The organism is Paenibacillus sp. GL_099_B (genome assembly GCF_057835695.1).
This window is the reverse complement of sequence record NZ_CM174430.1, coordinates 4865337-4881847: the sequence shown is the minus strand read 5'-3', so window position 1 is coordinate 4881847 and position 16511 is coordinate 4865337. Positions and strand designations below refer to the sequence as shown.

Sequence of the window (16511 nt, the reverse complement as noted above, 5' to 3'; positions counted from 1 at the left end):
GAAATGTCGAGTTGAAGGAGGCTGGCAAGCATGAGTCAAGCACATGGTGAGATGCTGCAAACGGTTGTGTCTGAATCTAATCTGGGCGATTACACGGAGGCCCGAAGCCGGTTTGATTGGGAAACGGTTGAAAGGCACTTTACGTGGCACGCCAGCGGGAAAGTCAACATGGCGCATGAAGCGATAGATCGTCATGTGCTGGAAGGAAGAGGCGGAAGAACGGCGCTATTATACAGTGATGCTTCTCGTGAAGAGGCATACACGTTTGCTGACTTGAGTGAGCAGTCGAGTCGCTTCGGTAACGTTCTGCGCAAATATGGTATTGCTAAGAGTGATCGTGTATTTATTTTTATGCCTCGCAGTCCTGAGCTCTATTTTAGTCTGTTGGGCATATTGAAGGTTGGGGCTGTTGCAGGTCCGCTATTTGAAGCCTTCATGGAAACTGCGGTGAAGGACCGGCTGGAGGATAGCGGAGCTGTGGCACTGGTGACGACCCCTCAATTGCTGGGACGAATCAAACGTTCCGAATTGCCTGAACTGAAGCATATTTTTGTTGTGGGTGGCGGTCCGCAGACGGAAGAAGGACTCATCGACTTTGATGCAGAGATGTCCGCAGCTTCGGATGATATGGAAGTGGAGTGGCTGACTCGCGAAGACGGTCTGCTGATTCACTATACTTCCGGCTCTACAGGCAAACCGAAAGGTGTATATCATGTGCAGAATGCGATGATTCAGCATTATTACACCGGCAAGGTTGTACTCGATTTGCGCGAGGATGACGTATACTGGTGCACAGCCGATCCGGGTTGGGTAACAGGTACCTCCTACGGGATTTTTGCACCATGGTTGAATGGTGTGACCAACGTTATTCGTGGAGGACGTTTCAGTCCGCAAGACTGGTACAGCACCATTGAGAAAAACAAAGTCAGCGTATGGTACAGTGCGCCGACGGCTTTCCGCATGTTGATGGGAGCGGGCGAAGAGACCATTGCCCAGCATGATCTGAGCAGTCTCCATCACGTCATGTCTGTGGGTGAGCCGCTTAATCCCGAAGTTGTACGTTGGGGCTGGAAAGCCTATGGACAGCGAATTCATGATACCTGGTGGATGACGGAGACGGGTGGACAATTAATCTGTAACTACCCGGGCATGCCAATCAAACCAGGTTCCATGGGTCGTCCATTACCAGGAATTGTAGCCGCCATTATTGACGATCGAGGACAGGAACTGCCGCCATACAGTATGGGTAACCTGGCTATTCGTACTTCCTGGCCGTCCATGATGGCGAAGATCTGGAATAACCCGGCCAAATACGAGGAGTACTTCCGACTTTCTGGCTGGTATGTATCCGGTGATTCCGCTTATATGGACGAAGATGGCTACTTTTGGTTCCAGGGCCGGATTGATGATGTCATTAACTCTTCAGGCGAACGTATTGGCCCCTTTGAGGTGGAGAGCAAGCTCGTAGAGCACCCTGCGGTAGCAGAGGCGGGCGTTATCGGCAAACCGGATGTAACCCGCGGAGAGATCATTAAGGCCTTTGTGGCACTGCGTGAGGGGTATGAGCCGACACCGGAGCTGAAGGAAGAGATCTATCGATTTGTAAAAGAAGGCTTGTCTGCTCACGCCGCTCCACGTGAGATTGAGTTCAAGGATAAACTGCCCAAGACTCGCTCTGGCAAGATTATGCGCCGTGTGTTGAAAGCTTGGGAGTTGGATCTGCCGACAGGTGATCTATCGACCATTGAAGACTAAAGAGTAAACCAGCGGATACAACGTGCCTGCATGTCCCATGATTCCAATTCAAAGCCTGATCCGTATCTCATTGCGGATCAGGCTTTTACTTTTGGGATCAATGAATAACAAAACCCCATCCTCATGATGCGAGAATGGGGTTAAGAGTGGAGTCATGATAACTCTGTATTACGGTTGGAAATGCACGGCTCCTGACGGCTCAGATTCGCCTATGCTGTTGCTGGCAGATACCTTGAACCATCCACTGGTAGATGCAGGTACTCCGTAGTCCATGGAGGTACCTGAAGTTGTGCCAATTTTGGTGTAAGGGGCTGCCCCTGTCTCACTAAAATATACAGCATAACTTTGAACGCCATCCGATTCCGGATTGGAGGCCCACTGAATACGCAGTCCTTGGGAAAGCGCCGACACGCTCACTTGGCTAGGTGTAGCCGGAGCCGTAGTTGCGGCGTTCTCATTCTGGGAATCTTCCGGTGTAACGACTGTACCTGGAACATTAATCGGTTCATTTATTTCTTCATCTGAAGGAGGCTCTACTATTCCTGCACTGCTAACTGCTGCGCTAGGAGCAGACTCACGACCAGCTACATCCACTGCTGTAACGTAGAACGCAAAGTTTCCACCTTGTGCATATGCAGTAAATGATCTGGACTCACCTGTCAGGACAACCTGCCCCTGATTCTGGAATCCGGCGCCATTTACTGAGCGATACAGGCGATAACCAACCACGTCACTTTCCGGTGTTGCATTAAACGTAATCACGGCGTTCCCATTGGCGACGGAAATTCTCACATTGCCTGGTGCATCTGGTGCTTTGCCGTTATCCGTTCTTGGATCGACCTGTGTCGGCATGTCTGAATCGGCATCTTCCGGCAGGTAATACGCAAGTGATTCGTGACGACTCATACGTGAGAATGCACTTTGCAGTTCCTTGATGAGATCAGAGATCGGTTTCTTACGCTTGACGACGGTTTTCTCTTTCGTCATGTCTCCAGGCGTTTCATCACGCGGAATGTAGTTCACACCATTGTAAGTGATATATTTGGCTTTTGCGACGCCATCATCGCTATCCTTTGGCACAAACTTGCTATTGAAAATATCAGTGACAAATCTGTCAGTCAGAGATGTTGGCAATTTGCCGCTATAAGCGGATACGGTTCGTGTCTCGATTCCGGATGGTTTTTTGAACGAATCGGTTACAAACATTTCTTTATCTGTAGCGATGACTTGATTCATAATTTGGGTCCACAGCTGCTGTGCACGTTTTTTCTGTGATCTTGTCTCTAGCGTGTTTATCGGCTGTTTGTATCCAACCCATACACCCAATGTGACATCAGGCGTATAGCCTTCAAACCAGACATCGGCATAGTTTTGGGTTGAACCCGTTTTGCCTACAATAGGCACACTCTTGGAGTACTTGTAATTTTCACGAACTTTATCTGCTGTACCTTCCGTAATAACGGTGCGAAGCATATCTGTCATCAGGTATGCCGTCTGTTCTGAGAAAGCTTGAACAGGTTCTACATCGTGTTTATATACGATATTCCCTTTTGAGTCTACAATTTTGCTAATCATATAGGAATCATTGTACACACCATTGTTGGCAATAGCTCCATAGGCATTGGTAAGCTCTTCAACGGTAACACCGTACTGAAGTCCTCCAAGAACACCAGTCTGGGCTTGGTAGTCAATCGGTTGGATGGTGGTAATCCCAAGCTTCTTGGCGAAAGCCCATGATTTGTCGATACCAACATCTTCGTTGAACAGCTTCAGCGCAGGAACATTCAGTGAGTAGTTGAGTGCTCTACGGGCAGTCACAAGTCCCTGGTAGCGATTGTTGGCATTTTTCGGAATATGGAATCCGGTCTGGCCGTCCTTCAGAATTATCGGTGAATCATCAATAATGGAAGCCGGTTGAACCAGTCCTTCATCCAGTGCAGGCAGATAAGCAGCAATGGGTTTCATAGTTGAACCAGGCTGACGCACCATCTGGGTTGCATAGTTCATCTGTTCATCCTGGAAATCACGGCCTTCAATCATGCCGAGAATGGCGCCTGTTTTGTGATTGATCAACATGGCAGCAGTCTGTTCTTTTCCCTTCACGGGATCGTCAGCAGCGAAATTACTGTCATCTTCGGCAATGGTACGCATCGTTTTGTAGATACTCTTGTTGATAGTCGTGTAGATACGATATCCGCCTGTACGCAATTGCTGCTGAGCTTCTTCCAGCAGAGCACTGTTTTCTTTTTGCGGTGTATCGGCATCCGTATCCTTGGCTGTATCCGCATTGGCATCAGTGCCGTCAGCTTTATCCGAATTCAGTTGCTTCATTAAAATCTGTGCAGCTTGTCGTTCCGTTTCCATCATAAGGTATGGATAAGTATTGTAAGCTTTGATGGTTTTGGGTGCGAGTGAACTCTTGATGTCAAAAGCAAGAGCTTCGTCATACTCGGATTGATTAATTTTGCCCAGTTCCAGCATACGGCGCAAGACCAGATGCTGACGATTGATTGCACGCTCAAAATTATCCTCAACAAAGTCGCCTTTTCCATTAAAGGCAGAGTAAGAGGAGGGGAGCTGAGGCAATCCTGCAAGATAAGCAGCCTGAGCTGTGTTTAATTTGCTCAAATCATTAATATTGAACAGTCCTTTGGCAGCTGCCTTGACTCCATATACATTATATCCACTGGAGCCGTTACCAAAAGGAACCTTGTTCAGATACGCTGTCATAATTTCGTCTTTGGTCAGGAAACGTTCGAGTCGGAGCGAAAGTAATATTTCTTTCACTTTCCGATCCTCGGTTCGATCCAGATTGAGGAATACACGCCGAGCCAATTGTTGAGTCAGTGTGCTTCCGCCGGTTTGAACAGATTCTTTCAGCACTTTCTGTTTCACAGCACGGAGCGTTCCGCTCATGTCTACACCTTTATGTTCGTAAAAATGATTGTCTTCAATCGAAATGACTGCATCAATAACCTTCTGCGGGATCTGGTCAAAGGTGACCGGACGCCTATCTTCTTCTGTTCGTAATTGACCGATCGGGCTGCCGTCGGCAAAGTAAGCAAAGCCTGTGATGGAGTTTTCGCTGACTTTTTGTTCAATCAGCGCCCTTGAACGGACAGGTTCGTCTTTTACAATGGAACTGACGTATCCCATCAGAGCACCGCCTACAAATAGTACCCCCATGAATCCCAGGACAACCATCCATTTGACGAAACTACCCAGTCTGCGGGCAAAACTGCGCTTGCGGGCAGGCTGTTCATCGGGCTTTTTCTTATTAACATCAACCATTCAGTGTCTTCCTCCTTTTAACAGCACTTATTATAGCATAAAAAGGCTGGTTTGCATGCCTGAGAAATACAAGCAATGGTCGAAAATTGCCATTCTTTCTTGGATTATAATATATATCATGCGGAATTGAATTACATATCATGAGAAGTCGTGGAGAATTTCAGTAAAACGTGGAAGCATTGAGTGTCCGAGAGTGGACGTAAATAGATGTACTATGTATAGGAAGGAGGCCATATCCATACATTAGGTGCAGGTACGACCTCCTTTTTTGCTCTTTGTTTCTCTTGAAATAAAAAAACAGCTGCCGAGAAAATCTCGGACAGCTGTTTGGTGTGAAGCTTAATGAAATTCCAACGATTAACGGTTGTAGAATTCGACGATTTGTTTTTCGTCGATGTCTTGGGACAATTCCGAACGCTCAGGCAAACGGATAAATTTACCTTCCAGAGCAGTATCGTTGAATTCTACGTATGCCGGAAGATGCGAACGGTTTTCCATAGCTTCCTTAACGGAAGAAAGACCGCGGCTTTTTTCACGCAGGCTGATAACGTCGCCAGTGCTTACTTGGTAAGAAGCGATGTCAACTTTTTTGCCGTTTACAGTTACGTGACCGTGGGATACCAACTGACGCGAACCAGCGCGGGAGTTAGCGAATCCAAGGCGGTATACGAGGTTATCAAGGCGGCTCTCAAGCAAGAACATGAAGTTTTCACCTGCGATACCTTGCATTTTTTGCGCTTTAGCAAAGAGAGTGCGGAATTGCTTCTCGCCCAAACCGTACATGTGACGCAGTTTTTGTTTTTCTTGCAATTGCATACCGTAGTTGCTGATTTTTCTCCGTTGGTTAGCTCCGTGCTGACCTGGAGGGAAAGGACGTTTCAATTCTTTGCCTGTTCCGCTCAGGGAAATGCCGAGGCGACGGCTCAATTTAAATTTAGGACCAGTGTAACGTGCCATGTTTAAAGTAGCTCCTTTTTAGTTAAAGTTCATATAGGGCTCTGTTTGCGCTCCAATTTGTTGATGCGGGCTAAGCCACGCATAGAACGATCAGGAAAGTTCAGCCGCTGTCCTGAAAGCAACAAAAAGAATGAGGGTGACACAACCGGTAATGCCCAAATTTAAAGACCCATTAGTAGTCTTCATCAACAATTTATTTTACAGTTTACTAGAACCAAAGTCAAGCCTGTGATAAAAGCAAAAAAACGTCTAAATTTGTCGATAGGTCCTTAGGCCTAAAATAATGGGACAATTTTCTGAAATATGGATGCAAAAATGCTTTAAAGAGAGTAAAATAGATTGTATCTTAACTTTAAATGATCTTGTACATTAAGGTTATCGCATAGAATTTGCAGGTTTGCGATAACGTCTGCAGATTAATGCATCCGAGTGGATGCAAAAACGGTGCAAAGGAGCGCCTGACATGTTAGAACATCTAAGAAGTAAACCAGCCAGCTTGAATTCGCGAAGTTCGGGCGATTCCGCATCTTCTGCCGCTCCTCACGAAGCGCATGTATTCTGGATGCAAAAAATGGACATCACACCTTTTGATTTTTCATATTTGGGAAGCCTGCTGCAACAAGCATACACCGACTGGCATTTCCAACGGCGGCCACACTCAGACAGATCATCGATAATATACAACGTATGGAATACAGAAGGGATCTGTATGGGGCAAGGGATTGAAGGGGCTCCATTGCTCGATGTACATTCGACTGTGATGCAATGCCTTGAAACGGGACAGGCTCAGTCGTTACGTGGAACCACTGAAAATGGAGAGTACCACCTAATGGCTGAACCTCTCTTCTCCAGGACAAACAAGGATATGTTTGCTGTCTTCACTGCTGTAACCTACGAGCAAAATCGAGATGACACGTCTGAAGCCGTTGTTCGATCGGAGGCATTGCATTATCGTACCTGCTTTTACCGAAGATTTGAATACATATTTATGACGGATCTATTACATGCTCATGAACAAACGGCCCGTGAAGAGCACCGAAGGTCGATTCTGTTCCAAATCGTTCAACGGATGCATGACAAAATGGATGTGGACGCCATATTGGATGAAGTGTTTGACAGTATTGACTACTTATATCCAACAACCCGAATGACATTGTATATGTCTCAGGATCAGAGCAGTCTCAACCCTCGCATTAAACCGTTGCTTGTTCATGAACGTGGAGAAGACATCTGTGTACAATCGTTTATGGAAGGAAAGCTCATTGTTGTTCGATCGGATGAAGGTGAACATCGTATTCTGGAGGTTGGCCTTCCTCTAAAAGGTAAACAAGGGATCTATGGTGTATTTCATATTGAGATGAATGAGGAGTTAATGGAAGATTCCGATCTGCAACTCATTACGATGATGGCGGATACAGCAGGAACTGCTTTTGAAAATGCCAAGCTGCACGAGCAATCGAATATGTTGATCCAGGAACTTCGTCTAATCAACGATCTGACACAACGTTTGAACAAGAGCCTGCAGCTAATGGAGATCTATCAATTCTCCGAGCAGGAGTTGAAGGACATCTTTCAGGCTGAATCATGTTGTATTCTTCAACTGAATGACAGTACGGATCACTTCGAAGTGATGTCATCCAATGTGAATGAGATATGTCGCAAATCGTTTCCAATTGATTATGGAATAGCAGGGTTGCTGTATCAAACCGAAGAACCGCTCATCCTATCCAATTATGCGAAATACGATAGAGTGTCATCGGTCTTCATGGATCTTACCGGCTCGATGTCATTGATCGCTTCACCTGTTCGGGTGAATGGTGAAGTGAAGGGTGCCATTTTGCTGGGGCATCCGAAAAAGCAGTATTTTTCGTACGATAATTACCGTTTGCTGCAGATGCTGTCCATTCATATTGGACTTGCTCTCTCCAATGCAACGCTTCACGCCGAGGTACGACGTTTGGCAAACCTGGATATGCTGACGGGACTATATGTGAGGCATTACCTGGATAGTGTGATCCATGAACGTCAGGCTCATGAATTCTGTGGCTCACTGGTTGTTGTGGATATTGACCAGTTTAAGCAGGTGAATGACACGTTTGGGCACCAAACAGGTGATCAGGTATTGAAACAGGTAAGCGACATTGTAACAAGTTCCGTCCGGCCTGAGGACATCTGCGCCAGATGGGGCGGGGAAGAGCTGGCCATCTATATGCCTCAGATTGGTGCTCGTCAGGCACTGGAATATGCGGAAATCATTCGCACCAGGGTTGCTGAAGAAACAAGGCCTTCCGTAACCGTATCCAGCGGTATTGCCGAATGGAACTGGATGGATGAGAAGGTTAGTGTGGAATCGTTATTTTACCGGGCTGATATGGCCTTGTATGATGCGAAGCATGGTGGTCGAAATCGGATCGTCATGGAAGAACAGGAAGTTACACGTTAAGAGAGGACTATTCCGATTGCGGAGTCGTCCTCTCTTTATTTTTTTGAAGAGGCGATGCCAAAGGAAGGAAGTATAAGCAAATAAGGGAGGGGCAGGCTATGGAGAAAGTTTGATGGAAAGGTGGAATAGAACATGTTGAACCGTCGGTATATACGTGGGCTATTGTTGATTCTGAGCATTGTTGTGTTGTGTGCTCCTGGTTGTGGATTGTTAGAGCGAGATCGAACTCCTGAGGAATTATTTTCACTGGCTTTATCAGGAATTGCAGGTAAAGAAAAGCTGAGTTTTGATGGGGAAGCAGGATTACGACGCGAAAGCAACGGGCTGTTCGAAAATCAGTTTAAATTTGAGGGCAAGCTGGAGGATCATGACCGCTTGACCTTGCAAACGAGGCTGCCTGGAGCTGTGACTGCTGCCGGAACGGGAGTAAAAGGAGTAAATGCCGCCGCTGTTAACAATAACGGGCAACCGAGTGGATTCAGTGCAACTTTTGAACGCAAACAAGGACAATGGATGGCTTTAACTGCCCAACATGAGCCCCTGCGCGGATCGCTGTCCCGTTTTAATCCCATCGCTCAAATGGAAAGTATCGATCGTATGAACAAAACGATAAAGTCAGAGTACGGTTCAGGCCGTCGAACGAAAATACTGCGAATTGAACTCGCACCAAAAGACGCCAAAACGTGGGCACTCGCGCAGCTTGACGACGAGATGAATGCGATTCGGGCAGAGTATATGCATAAGGCAACTACGGTTAAGGGAGGTAGTCAGGAGAAGCTGGAGAAGGATTTGAACAAAGTGTGGGAGCAAGGGGAAACATCGATGCAAGAGATGATGAAACAGGCCGAGGTACAGACGGTGTATCATCTAACTGTAGATCGGAAAACTAGTTTGCCCTTGCGACTTTCCTCGGAAAGCCAGGTGAGCTATAAGGACATGAACAGCAAAAGGAACAAAGAAGCTCTTGTCACGGATGTAAACTTCAGGGCTTATGAATAGATAAGTTGCGGGGCTGCCTGCTGACGGGATCGTTGTAGCGTGCTACAATAGTATCGTAATTTACCGTTGTTCAATTCAGGAATAGCGGATGACAGGAGGAGTTTACACGATGAAGGATCCAAGAATTCAGAAGCTCGCAGCCAATCTGGTGGGCTACTCTGTAGATGTACAGCCCGGCGAGAATGTGCTGGTTGAGATGATCGGCACGGAGCGTGATCTGATTAATGCAATTATTGAAGAAGTAGGCAAAAAAGGCGGTAACGTCTTTGTACAGCTGACTGACAAAACAGTACAGCGTGCCATGCTCAAAAATGCGACAGAAGAAATGATGAAAACCTGGGCAGAGATCGATCTGAACCGGATGAAACAAATGGATTGTTACATTGGTATCCGTGCAGGGGAGAATGTGAATGATCTGTCCGATGTACCGGAAGAGAAAATGAAAATGTACAATTCACTTTATTCCCATCCGGTACATAGCGAGCAACGGGTAAAACATACAAAATGGGTTGTGCTTCGTTACCCGAATGCAAGTATGGCACAGCTGGCGAATACAAGCACAGAAGCGTTTGAAGATTTCTACTTCGACGTTTGTAACCTGGATTACGCTAAAATGGACAAAGCACAAGATTCATTGGCTAATCTGATGAAACGCACGGACAAAGTGCGTATCACTGGACCAGGAACAGACCTGAGCTTCTCCATTAAAGATATCGGTGCAGAGAAATGTTCTGGCCAAAAAAATATTCCGGATGGAGAAGTGTACAGTGCCCCTGTACGTAATTCAGTGAACGGAACGATTAGTTATAACGCGCCAACGCTGTATAACGGCATTACTTTTGAAAATATTAAATTCACCTTCAAAGAAGGTAAAATTGTTGAAGCAACAAGCAACGATACAGACCGCATCAATGAAATTCTGAATTCAGATGATGGCGCGCGTCATATCGGTGAATTCGCAATTGGATTTAATCCACATATCCTGCACCCCATGAAGGACATTCTGTTTGATGAAAAAATTGCAGGCAGCTTGCACTTTACGCCAGGCCAAGCATATGAAGAAACAGATAACGGAAATCGTTCCTCCATTCACTGGGATCTGGTGTTGATCCAGCGTCCAGACTACGGTGGTGGCGAAATTTATTTTGATGATGTATTGATCCGTAAAGACGGGATTTTCGTTATTCCTGAGCTGGAATGCCTCAATCCGGATCGTCTGATGTAGGAACAGTATTTTGCTGTTGCTAGGAAAGCGGATTCACGGTATCATGTAGTGGTAATTAATAGATGATACCAAAAGTGAAAAGACGGAGGGATTCCTATGTCGAGTAATAACGCAGCGGTAGTTGAAATTGCTCAAACAGCGAGCAAATTTACTTCTTCAATCGTACTTCATTCAGAGAACAAGTATATCGATGTAAAAAGTATTCTCGGACTGTTTACAACGCTGATCAGCACGCACAGCTATGAACTGCACGTTCATGGCCCGGATGCAGCTGAAGCCAAAGCAGCTATGTCAGAAGTATTTGCCAAACATGGACTGAATGTAAGTATCGCATCCGAGTAATGGCACTAAGAAGCATCTCTGCCTATTATGGCAGAGGTGCTTTTTTTTGCATGAGATAATTCAGGTGTACGGCAAGACCTCCGTAAAATAGGGGGATTAGCCAGGAATAAAGCTCTTTATAATCTATGGTTATTTTGGTCAGGTTCTTGTATTAGCTCCTGATTTCGTCTAATATTAGAGGTAGAACGTCTTTACGCGATTTTTGGGACATAGGGGGGAAAAATGCATGACTTCATCTGATCTGCAGGACCAGTTGCACTTGAAAGCGATCAGTCTTCTTCAAGAAGATGCAGATAAAATACAGAAGCTTATTGAAGTACAGATGGAGAATCTGGCTACCCGCTACTGCCCTCTCTATGAGGAAGTATTGGATACACAGATGTATGGGTTCTCCAAGGAAGTCGATTTTGCTGTTCGTGCAGGGCTTCTTCCAGAAGGTGCTGGTAAGCAGCTGGTAAGCGCGCTTGAGCGGAATCTGGCGATTCTATATGAAGCTTTGAACAAGAAGAATGAGCAATAGCCTGCAATAGCGTGGGTCAGAATAGAAGGCATGCAGGTGTTTGCATGCTTTTTTTGTGCGCCTGGATCGGAACAGCTCGTCTGATGTGGTTCAGGCAGAGGAAAAAAAGAAAAAACAGCCTGGAAATGCGATTTCCAGGCTGCCTTTTACGCGCTATTTTTTGTCTATCATTTAGGATCATGGGAGTACCGTTATACCAGGAAGAAAGATACACCCAAAATAACATACACAACCATTAGGAGCAGACCTTCGTACCAGTTCGTTGAACCGTCCTGGGTGATGGACTTGGCGATAAATACGGCTACACCAATGGCGACCAGTTCAATTGTTGTAAACACAATGTCCATCGTTCTGCCTGTAAAGTAGCTGACAAAAACGAGCACAGGGGCAACGAAGAGTGCGATTTGCAAACTGCTGCCGACTGCGATCTCCACGGCGGCACCAATTTTGTTTTTCATGGCAAGCATGATGGCTGCACTATGTTCCGCGGCGTTACCGATAATGGCAACGAGGAACGCACCGACGAACAGTTCGCTGAGTCCGAATTGTTCTGTAAACACCTCAAGGGTGCCAACGAGCCATTCACTGACGAAGGCAACCATGACGGTTGCAAGAACAAGATAGAGAATTGATTTTTTCTTAGACCACTCGGGTGCATGTTCATGCGGCAATTCTTCATCTTCATCTACAGTGACATCTGCGAGATAGTTCTTGTGTGTAACCATGGAGAACACTAACCACGCTATGTAGGCAAGGATCAGCAAGCCTGCGACAATGAGACTGAGTGTATTCGTATCCTTCTGTGTGATGGAATGGGTATTCAGGAAGACGGCTGGAATAAACAGGGCAATGATGGCTACAATCATCAGGGAGCCGTTTAGACCGGCAAGGGATACATTATAATTCTGAATTTTGAACTTGAGTCCTCCAGCAAAGATACTTAGACCAAGCACCAGCAGCAGGTTACCGATAATGGAGCCTGTCAAACTGGCCTTAACCATGTCGAACAATCCTTCTTTGACGAGGAAAATGGCGATGATCAATTCGGCGGCATTGCCGAATGTAGCATTCAAAAATCCGCCTAACCGCTGTCCGGCATAATGGGCTACATTTTCGGTGGCTTTGCCTAAAAAACCGGCCACAAAAATAACCGAAATGGCTGAAATGACGAATTGCAGAATCGAATCCCATTTCAAGTAGTGGGCGACGGCGCTGAGTGCAAAGGTGGCAATCAGCAAAATGGATGAAATTCGGTTTCTCACAACAAACACCTCGGTAACTTATTATTTTGTTTTAAACGATATTACTAAACACTTATGAGATTATTTTCATATTTCAATATAACCAAATCATGGTAGGTTGTAAACGCATCTTTTTGAGTTTAATTTGCTTTTTGGGGTCGAAAGGATTTAAAATACGAGTAACGAAGTGAAGGAGGATGTGGCATGGCAGAACAACTTCAACTAGAGGGCGGAAACATCCGGATTGCCGATGACGTAGTGGCGAAAATTGCCGGAATGGCTGCGATGGAGACACCCGGAATTGCCGCAATGTCTGGAGGATTGTCAGAGGGCTGGGCCAAGCGCCTGAGCGGTAAAAACGTACAGAAAGGCGTGGGCGTGGAGGTCGGCCAGCTGGAAGCAGCCATTGATCTGCGCATCATCGTCCTGTACGAGACACCGATTCATGAAGTTTCCCGCATGCTCCAGCAGAATGTAAGAGAAGCGGTAGAGACCATGACCGGGTTACGTGTTGTTGAAGTCAATGTAAAGGTAGAAGGCGTATCTTTCAGAGGCGACGATCTGTAAAATTTAGCAATCCGTGATGGAAGAACAGCGGTATATTGACCTGGTTCTTCATCTAGATAGACAACACCAAAAAGACTTCGCATCGAATTCGATGCGAAGTCTTTTTCTGTTTCCAATACATTACCGAATTCGGCGAATGGATTCACGTGAACGAAGTGCGGGAGAGGTACGGGATGTCTGAACCGTCACCGACTTCGTTTTCTCTTCCTTGATGACGTCCAAATTATTGGTGCGCGAGATGCTGAGCAGGATTCCCATGGCCACCATCATCACAAAGAGTGAGGTACCGCCATAACTGATGAACGGAAGGGTAACCCCTGTCACCGGAATGGTCTGAGTTACGCCCCCAATGTTAATAAAGGCCTGGATCGCAATTAATCCCATAATACCGATACCTACCAGCGTCCCAAATGGATCGGGACAGCGAAGGGAGACGATAATGCCTCGCCAGATGAAGTAGAGGTAGACCAACAGAAACAGAGCAGTTCCAACAAAGCCGAGCTCTTCTCCAATTACGGAGAAAATAAAGTCGTTATAGGCATTAGGTAAGTAATGCAGCTTCATTGTACCTTGTCCGATCCCGGAGCCGGTGATGCCTCCATCCCCGATGGCAACAAGGGAGCGATAGAGGTTAAGACTTCCGCCTGTCGTATCGGATAATGGATCAAGGAATGCCTGAATGCGCCCGATTTTATAGTTCTGCGTAGCTTCCGTAGTTGTGGTGCTATCCGTAGTATCTGAAGAAGACATGGAAGAAAAAAGGGCGTTTGCTCCAATCGCCAATGCTGCTCCCAGCACAACCAACAGGATGGAAGCCAGAATATGTTTCATGCTAGCGCCACCTGCGTAGATGACAAGACCGCAAGTAGCCACGAGAATGAAGCACGTACCAAAGTCCGGTTGCAGCATAATCAGTCCTGCAATGAACCCGACAATGACCAGCACGGGAATATATCCTGTCCTAAGATCCCTGAACCGTTCACCTTTTTTGGTGATCAGCGCTGCAAGGTACAAAACAATGGCGATTTTGGCAAATTCTGCAGGTTGAATACTGAAGCCGACAATTTCAATCCAGCTTCGGGCACCGTTTACCTTCTTGCCTGCAACCAATACAATTAGTAGCAGTACCGTGGTGAGTAAGAAAAATGGTGCATAAAGTTTTTTGTATTTGTTAAATCGGATATTCATGGCAAAAAACATGCCTACTAAACCGATAACCGCCCACATAAGTTGTTTTTTCGTGAAGAACAGGGCATCATTGTTAAAACTTTTGTTTGCAATTGCAATGCTGGAACTGGAGCTGAACACCATCACCAGTCCGAAGCCCACCAACAATAAAGTGAGGATTAGCAGTTGAAAATCCGGCGTGCCTCTCTTCGTTTTCGTTTGGGCCGTTTGTTGTTTCATGGTTCGGCCCAGCCTAGGCTTCCAGCAGTTCTTTTAGCTGCTGTAGTTTTTGGGCCGCCAGCTTCACGACTGGCTGCGGTACGGTAGAGTCATAATCCAGACCATGTGGAAAGGTTGCTTTTCCAAGATAAACAGCTTCAACTGCGAGAACCGTATCCGGTTTTTCGAGTTTGCCATCTATCGCACGGGTATTAATACGTACAAAGTATTCCGCTTTGGTTTGTTCATCTTCAATTTTGTAGTCATATGTAGCACGATAATATTCCCATTGCCACCGGACAAATCCGACTTTCTCGGCGCTCTCATCCAGGTATGCCAAGTCGCTCTTCAAGCCATCCAAGCCTGTATTCTCAAAAATCATAAGCGTCTGATCCTCCTCATAAGCTTCCGAGAGTATAAATCTCGTTCTTTTCTCTAGTTTATGATAGTATGTTTCCCCTTCCCGTGCAAGCTTTCAAGCGGTCATTCGTATCGGTTTTCTTCCAATTCTGCTACAATATACAGCAATAGGTTTCAAGAGGAAGGTTCGGGCTTGATGAAAGTCCCGTATAGAGAGCGAAAGGATGGAGAGACATGACAAATAATATATGGTGGAATGACCTGCAAATCCACATGGTAGAATGGCGTCGTCATCTTCATCGGAATCCTGAGGTTTCCTTTCATGAGGAGAAGACATCCTCTTTTGTAGCGGGTATGCTGGAGAGCTTTGGCGTTGAAGTGAAACGGCACGTAGGCGGACACGGGGTTATAGGTACCCTTCGTGGGGACAAGCCAGGGCCTGTCGTAATGCTTCGTGCAGACATGGATGCACTTCCGATCCAGGATGAGAAGGACGTTGAATATGCGTCACAACAAGCAGGAGCCATGCATGCCTGCGGCCATGATGGTCACATGTCCATTTTGCTAGGTACGGCACTGTATTTCAGTCGCCATAAACATGAAATCAAGGGTGAGATTCGCTTTTTGTTTCAACCTGCAGAAGAGTTGCTTCCAGGTGGTGCGCTCAAGGTCATAGCTGACGGCGGTCTTGAAGGGGTAGATGTCATCTATGGTATTCATCTATGGACCCCGCTTCCAGTAGGCGTAGCTGCGAGCACACCAGGACCGATGATGGCAGCGGCAGATGACTTTTATATTGAGATCAAAGGAAAAGGTGGACATGGCGGCATGCCGCAATCCACGGTGGACAGCCTCGTGGCTGGTTCAGCCCTTGTGATGCAATTGCAGACGGTTGTCAGTCGCTCGGTGGATCCTTTGCGTCCCGCAGTGTTGACGATTGGCACAATGCAGGCGGGCTCAGCACAGAATATCATTGCCGAGTTATGTAAAATGACGGGTACAGTGAGAACCTTCGATGAAGAGACGCGCAGTATCATGAAGGAACGTGTGCATACGATCGTGGCTCAGACCGGAGAGATCTATGGTGCCGAGACGAAGTTGAACTATATTATGGGATATCCTCCTGTCGTGAATGATGAGCAGGAAACGGAACGATTCTTCAAGGAAGCGGTAGATGTATTTGGTGCAGAACATGTACAGAAGTCACCGATGTTGATGCCAGCTGAAGATTTCGCTTATTACCTACAACAGATTCCTGGCTGCTTTATGTTTGTCGGAGCAGGCAACCCGGAGAAGAATGCCATCTATCCGCATCATCATCCCAAGTTTGACTTTGATGAGGATGCCATGCAAAATGCTGTGAAACTATTTATAGCAATGGCTAAAGGATATACAGCCGAATGATCTGAGTATAGTTGGGCATCC

The 16511-nt window shown here is 46.4% G+C and carries 13 protein-coding genes; 8 read left to right on the top strand and 5 right to left on the bottom strand.

Annotated features, from left to right (window positions below; translation table 11 throughout):
* Positions 1-30 precede the first annotated feature (30 nt).
* Positions 31-1755 carry an acetate--CoA ligase gene (acsA, locus tag AC3ITG_RS22150; protein WP_489251375.1) on the top strand — a complete coding sequence of 575 codons (1725 nt, stop codon included), beginning with the start codon at positions 31-33 and terminating at the stop codon, positions 1753-1755.
* Positions 1756-1923: 168 nt separating this feature from the next.
* On the opposite strand, the gene AC3ITG_RS22145 is transcribed toward acsA, so the two are convergent.
* Positions 1924-5046: a transglycosylase domain-containing protein gene (locus tag AC3ITG_RS22145; protein WP_489251374.1), complete on the bottom strand. Its 3123-nt coding sequence runs from the start codon at positions 5044-5046 to the stop codon at positions 1924-1926.
* A gap of 357 nt (positions 5047-5403) precedes the next feature.
* Positions 5404-6003, bottom strand: coding sequence for a 30S ribosomal protein S4 (gene rpsD, locus AC3ITG_RS22140; protein ID WP_489251373.1), 600 nt, complete (start codon positions 6001-6003; stop codon positions 5404-5406).
* A gap of 463 nt (positions 6004-6466) precedes the next feature.
* Between rpsD and AC3ITG_RS22135 the strand changes: the two genes are divergently transcribed.
* The 5 genes from AC3ITG_RS22135 to AC3ITG_RS22115 all read left to right on the top strand — a co-directional run bounded on the left by AC3ITG_RS22135 (position 6467) and on the right by AC3ITG_RS22115 (position 11532).
* Positions 6467-8446 carry a sensor domain-containing diguanylate cyclase gene (locus AC3ITG_RS22135; protein ID WP_413372551.1) on the top strand — a complete coding sequence of 660 codons (1980 nt, stop codon included), beginning with the start codon at positions 6467-6469 and terminating at the stop codon, positions 8444-8446.
* Positions 8447-8578: 132 nt separating this feature from the next.
* Positions 8579-9445 carry a hypothetical protein gene (locus tag AC3ITG_RS22130; protein WP_489251372.1) on the top strand — a complete coding sequence of 289 codons (867 nt, stop codon included), beginning with the start codon at positions 8579-8581 and terminating at the stop codon, positions 9443-9445.
* 109 nt (positions 9446-9554) lie between these two features.
* Positions 9555-10670: an aminopeptidase gene (locus AC3ITG_RS22125; RefSeq protein ID WP_489251371.1), complete on the top strand. Its 1116-nt coding sequence runs from the start codon at positions 9555-9557 to the stop codon at positions 10668-10670.
* Between the two features lie 96 nt (positions 10671-10766).
* Positions 10767-11012: an HPr family phosphocarrier protein gene (locus AC3ITG_RS22120; RefSeq protein WP_024631140.1), complete on the top strand. Its 246-nt coding sequence runs from the start codon at positions 10767-10769 to the stop codon at positions 11010-11012.
* A 226-nt stretch (positions 11013-11238) separates the two neighbouring features.
* Entirely contained in the window at positions 11239-11532 is a 294-nt protein-coding gene (locus AC3ITG_RS22115; protein ID WP_024631139.1) for an Fpa/YlaN family protein, read from the top strand.
* 191 nt (positions 11533-11723) lie between these two features.
* Here AC3ITG_RS22115 and cax read toward each other — a convergent pair whose 3' ends face one another.
* Positions 11724-12794: a calcium/proton exchanger gene (gene cax / locus AC3ITG_RS22110; RefSeq protein WP_063565584.1), complete on the bottom strand. Its 1071-nt coding sequence runs from the start codon at positions 12792-12794 to the stop codon at positions 11724-11726.
* Positions 12795-12977: 183 nt separating this feature from the next.
* Between cax and AC3ITG_RS22105 the strand changes: the two genes are divergently transcribed.
* Positions 12978-13340 carry an Asp23/Gls24 family envelope stress response protein gene (locus AC3ITG_RS22105; RefSeq protein WP_024631137.1) on the top strand — a complete coding sequence of 121 codons (363 nt, stop codon included), beginning with the start codon at positions 12978-12980 and terminating at the stop codon, positions 13338-13340.
* Positions 13341-13460: 120 nt separating this feature from the next.
* Here AC3ITG_RS22105 and ftsW read toward each other — a convergent pair whose 3' ends face one another.
* On the bottom strand, positions 13461-14747 hold the full coding sequence (ftsW, locus tag AC3ITG_RS22100; protein WP_489251370.1) for a putative lipid II flippase FtsW: 1287 nt from the start codon (positions 14745-14747) through the stop codon (positions 13461-13463).
* Between the two features lie 13 nt (positions 14748-14760).
* Positions 14761-15108, bottom strand: coding sequence for a YugN family protein (locus AC3ITG_RS22095; protein ID WP_413372544.1), 348 nt, complete (start codon positions 15106-15108; stop codon positions 14761-14763).
* A gap of 212 nt (positions 15109-15320) precedes the next feature.
* On the opposite strand from AC3ITG_RS22095, the gene AC3ITG_RS22090 reads away from it, so the two are divergent.
* Complete coding sequence (locus AC3ITG_RS22090; protein WP_413372543.1) at positions 15321-16490, top strand: M20 family metallopeptidase; 1170 nt, start codon at positions 15321-15323, stop codon at positions 16488-16490.
* Positions 16491-16511: the final 21 nt, after the last annotated feature.

Excerpts from the sequence above, each read along its gene's own strand:
- acsA (WP_489251375.1), top strand. The coding sequence starts at position 31 with ATGAGTCAAGCACATGGTGAGATGCTGCAAACGGTTGTGTCTGAATCT.
- AC3ITG_RS22145 (WP_489251374.1), bottom strand. The coding sequence starts at position 5,046 with ATGGTTGATGTTAATAAGAAAAAGCCCGATGAACAGCCTGCCCGCAAG.
- rpsD (WP_489251373.1), bottom strand. The coding sequence starts at position 6,003 with ATGGCACGTTACACTGGTCCTAAATTTAAATTGAGCCGTCGCCTCGGC.
- AC3ITG_RS22135 (WP_413372551.1), top strand. The coding sequence starts at position 6,467 with ATGTTAGAACATCTAAGAAGTAAACCAGCCAGCTTGAATTCGCGAAGT.
- AC3ITG_RS22130 (WP_489251372.1), top strand. The coding sequence starts at position 8,579 with ATGTTGAACCGTCGGTATATACGTGGGCTATTGTTGATTCTGAGCATT.
- AC3ITG_RS22125 (WP_489251371.1), top strand. The coding sequence starts at position 9,555 with ATGAAGGATCCAAGAATTCAGAAGCTCGCAGCCAATCTGGTGGGCTAC.
- AC3ITG_RS22120 (WP_024631140.1), top strand. The coding sequence starts at position 10,767 with ATGTCGAGTAATAACGCAGCGGTAGTTGAAATTGCTCAAACAGCGAGC.
- AC3ITG_RS22115 (WP_024631139.1), top strand. The coding sequence starts at position 11,239 with ATGACTTCATCTGATCTGCAGGACCAGTTGCACTTGAAAGCGATCAGT.
- AC3ITG_RS22105 (WP_024631137.1), top strand. The coding sequence starts at position 12,978 with ATGGCAGAACAACTTCAACTAGAGGGCGGAAACATCCGGATTGCCGAT.
- ftsW (WP_489251370.1), bottom strand. The coding sequence starts at position 14,747 with ATGAAACAACAAACGGCCCAAACGAAAACGAAGAGAGGCACGCCGGAT.
- AC3ITG_RS22095 (WP_413372544.1), bottom strand. The coding sequence starts at position 15,108 with ATGATTTTTGAGAATACAGGCTTGGATGGCTTGAAGAGCGACTTGGCA.
- AC3ITG_RS22090 (WP_413372543.1), top strand. The coding sequence starts at position 15,321 with ATGACAAATAATATATGGTGGAATGACCTGCAAATCCACATGGTAGAA.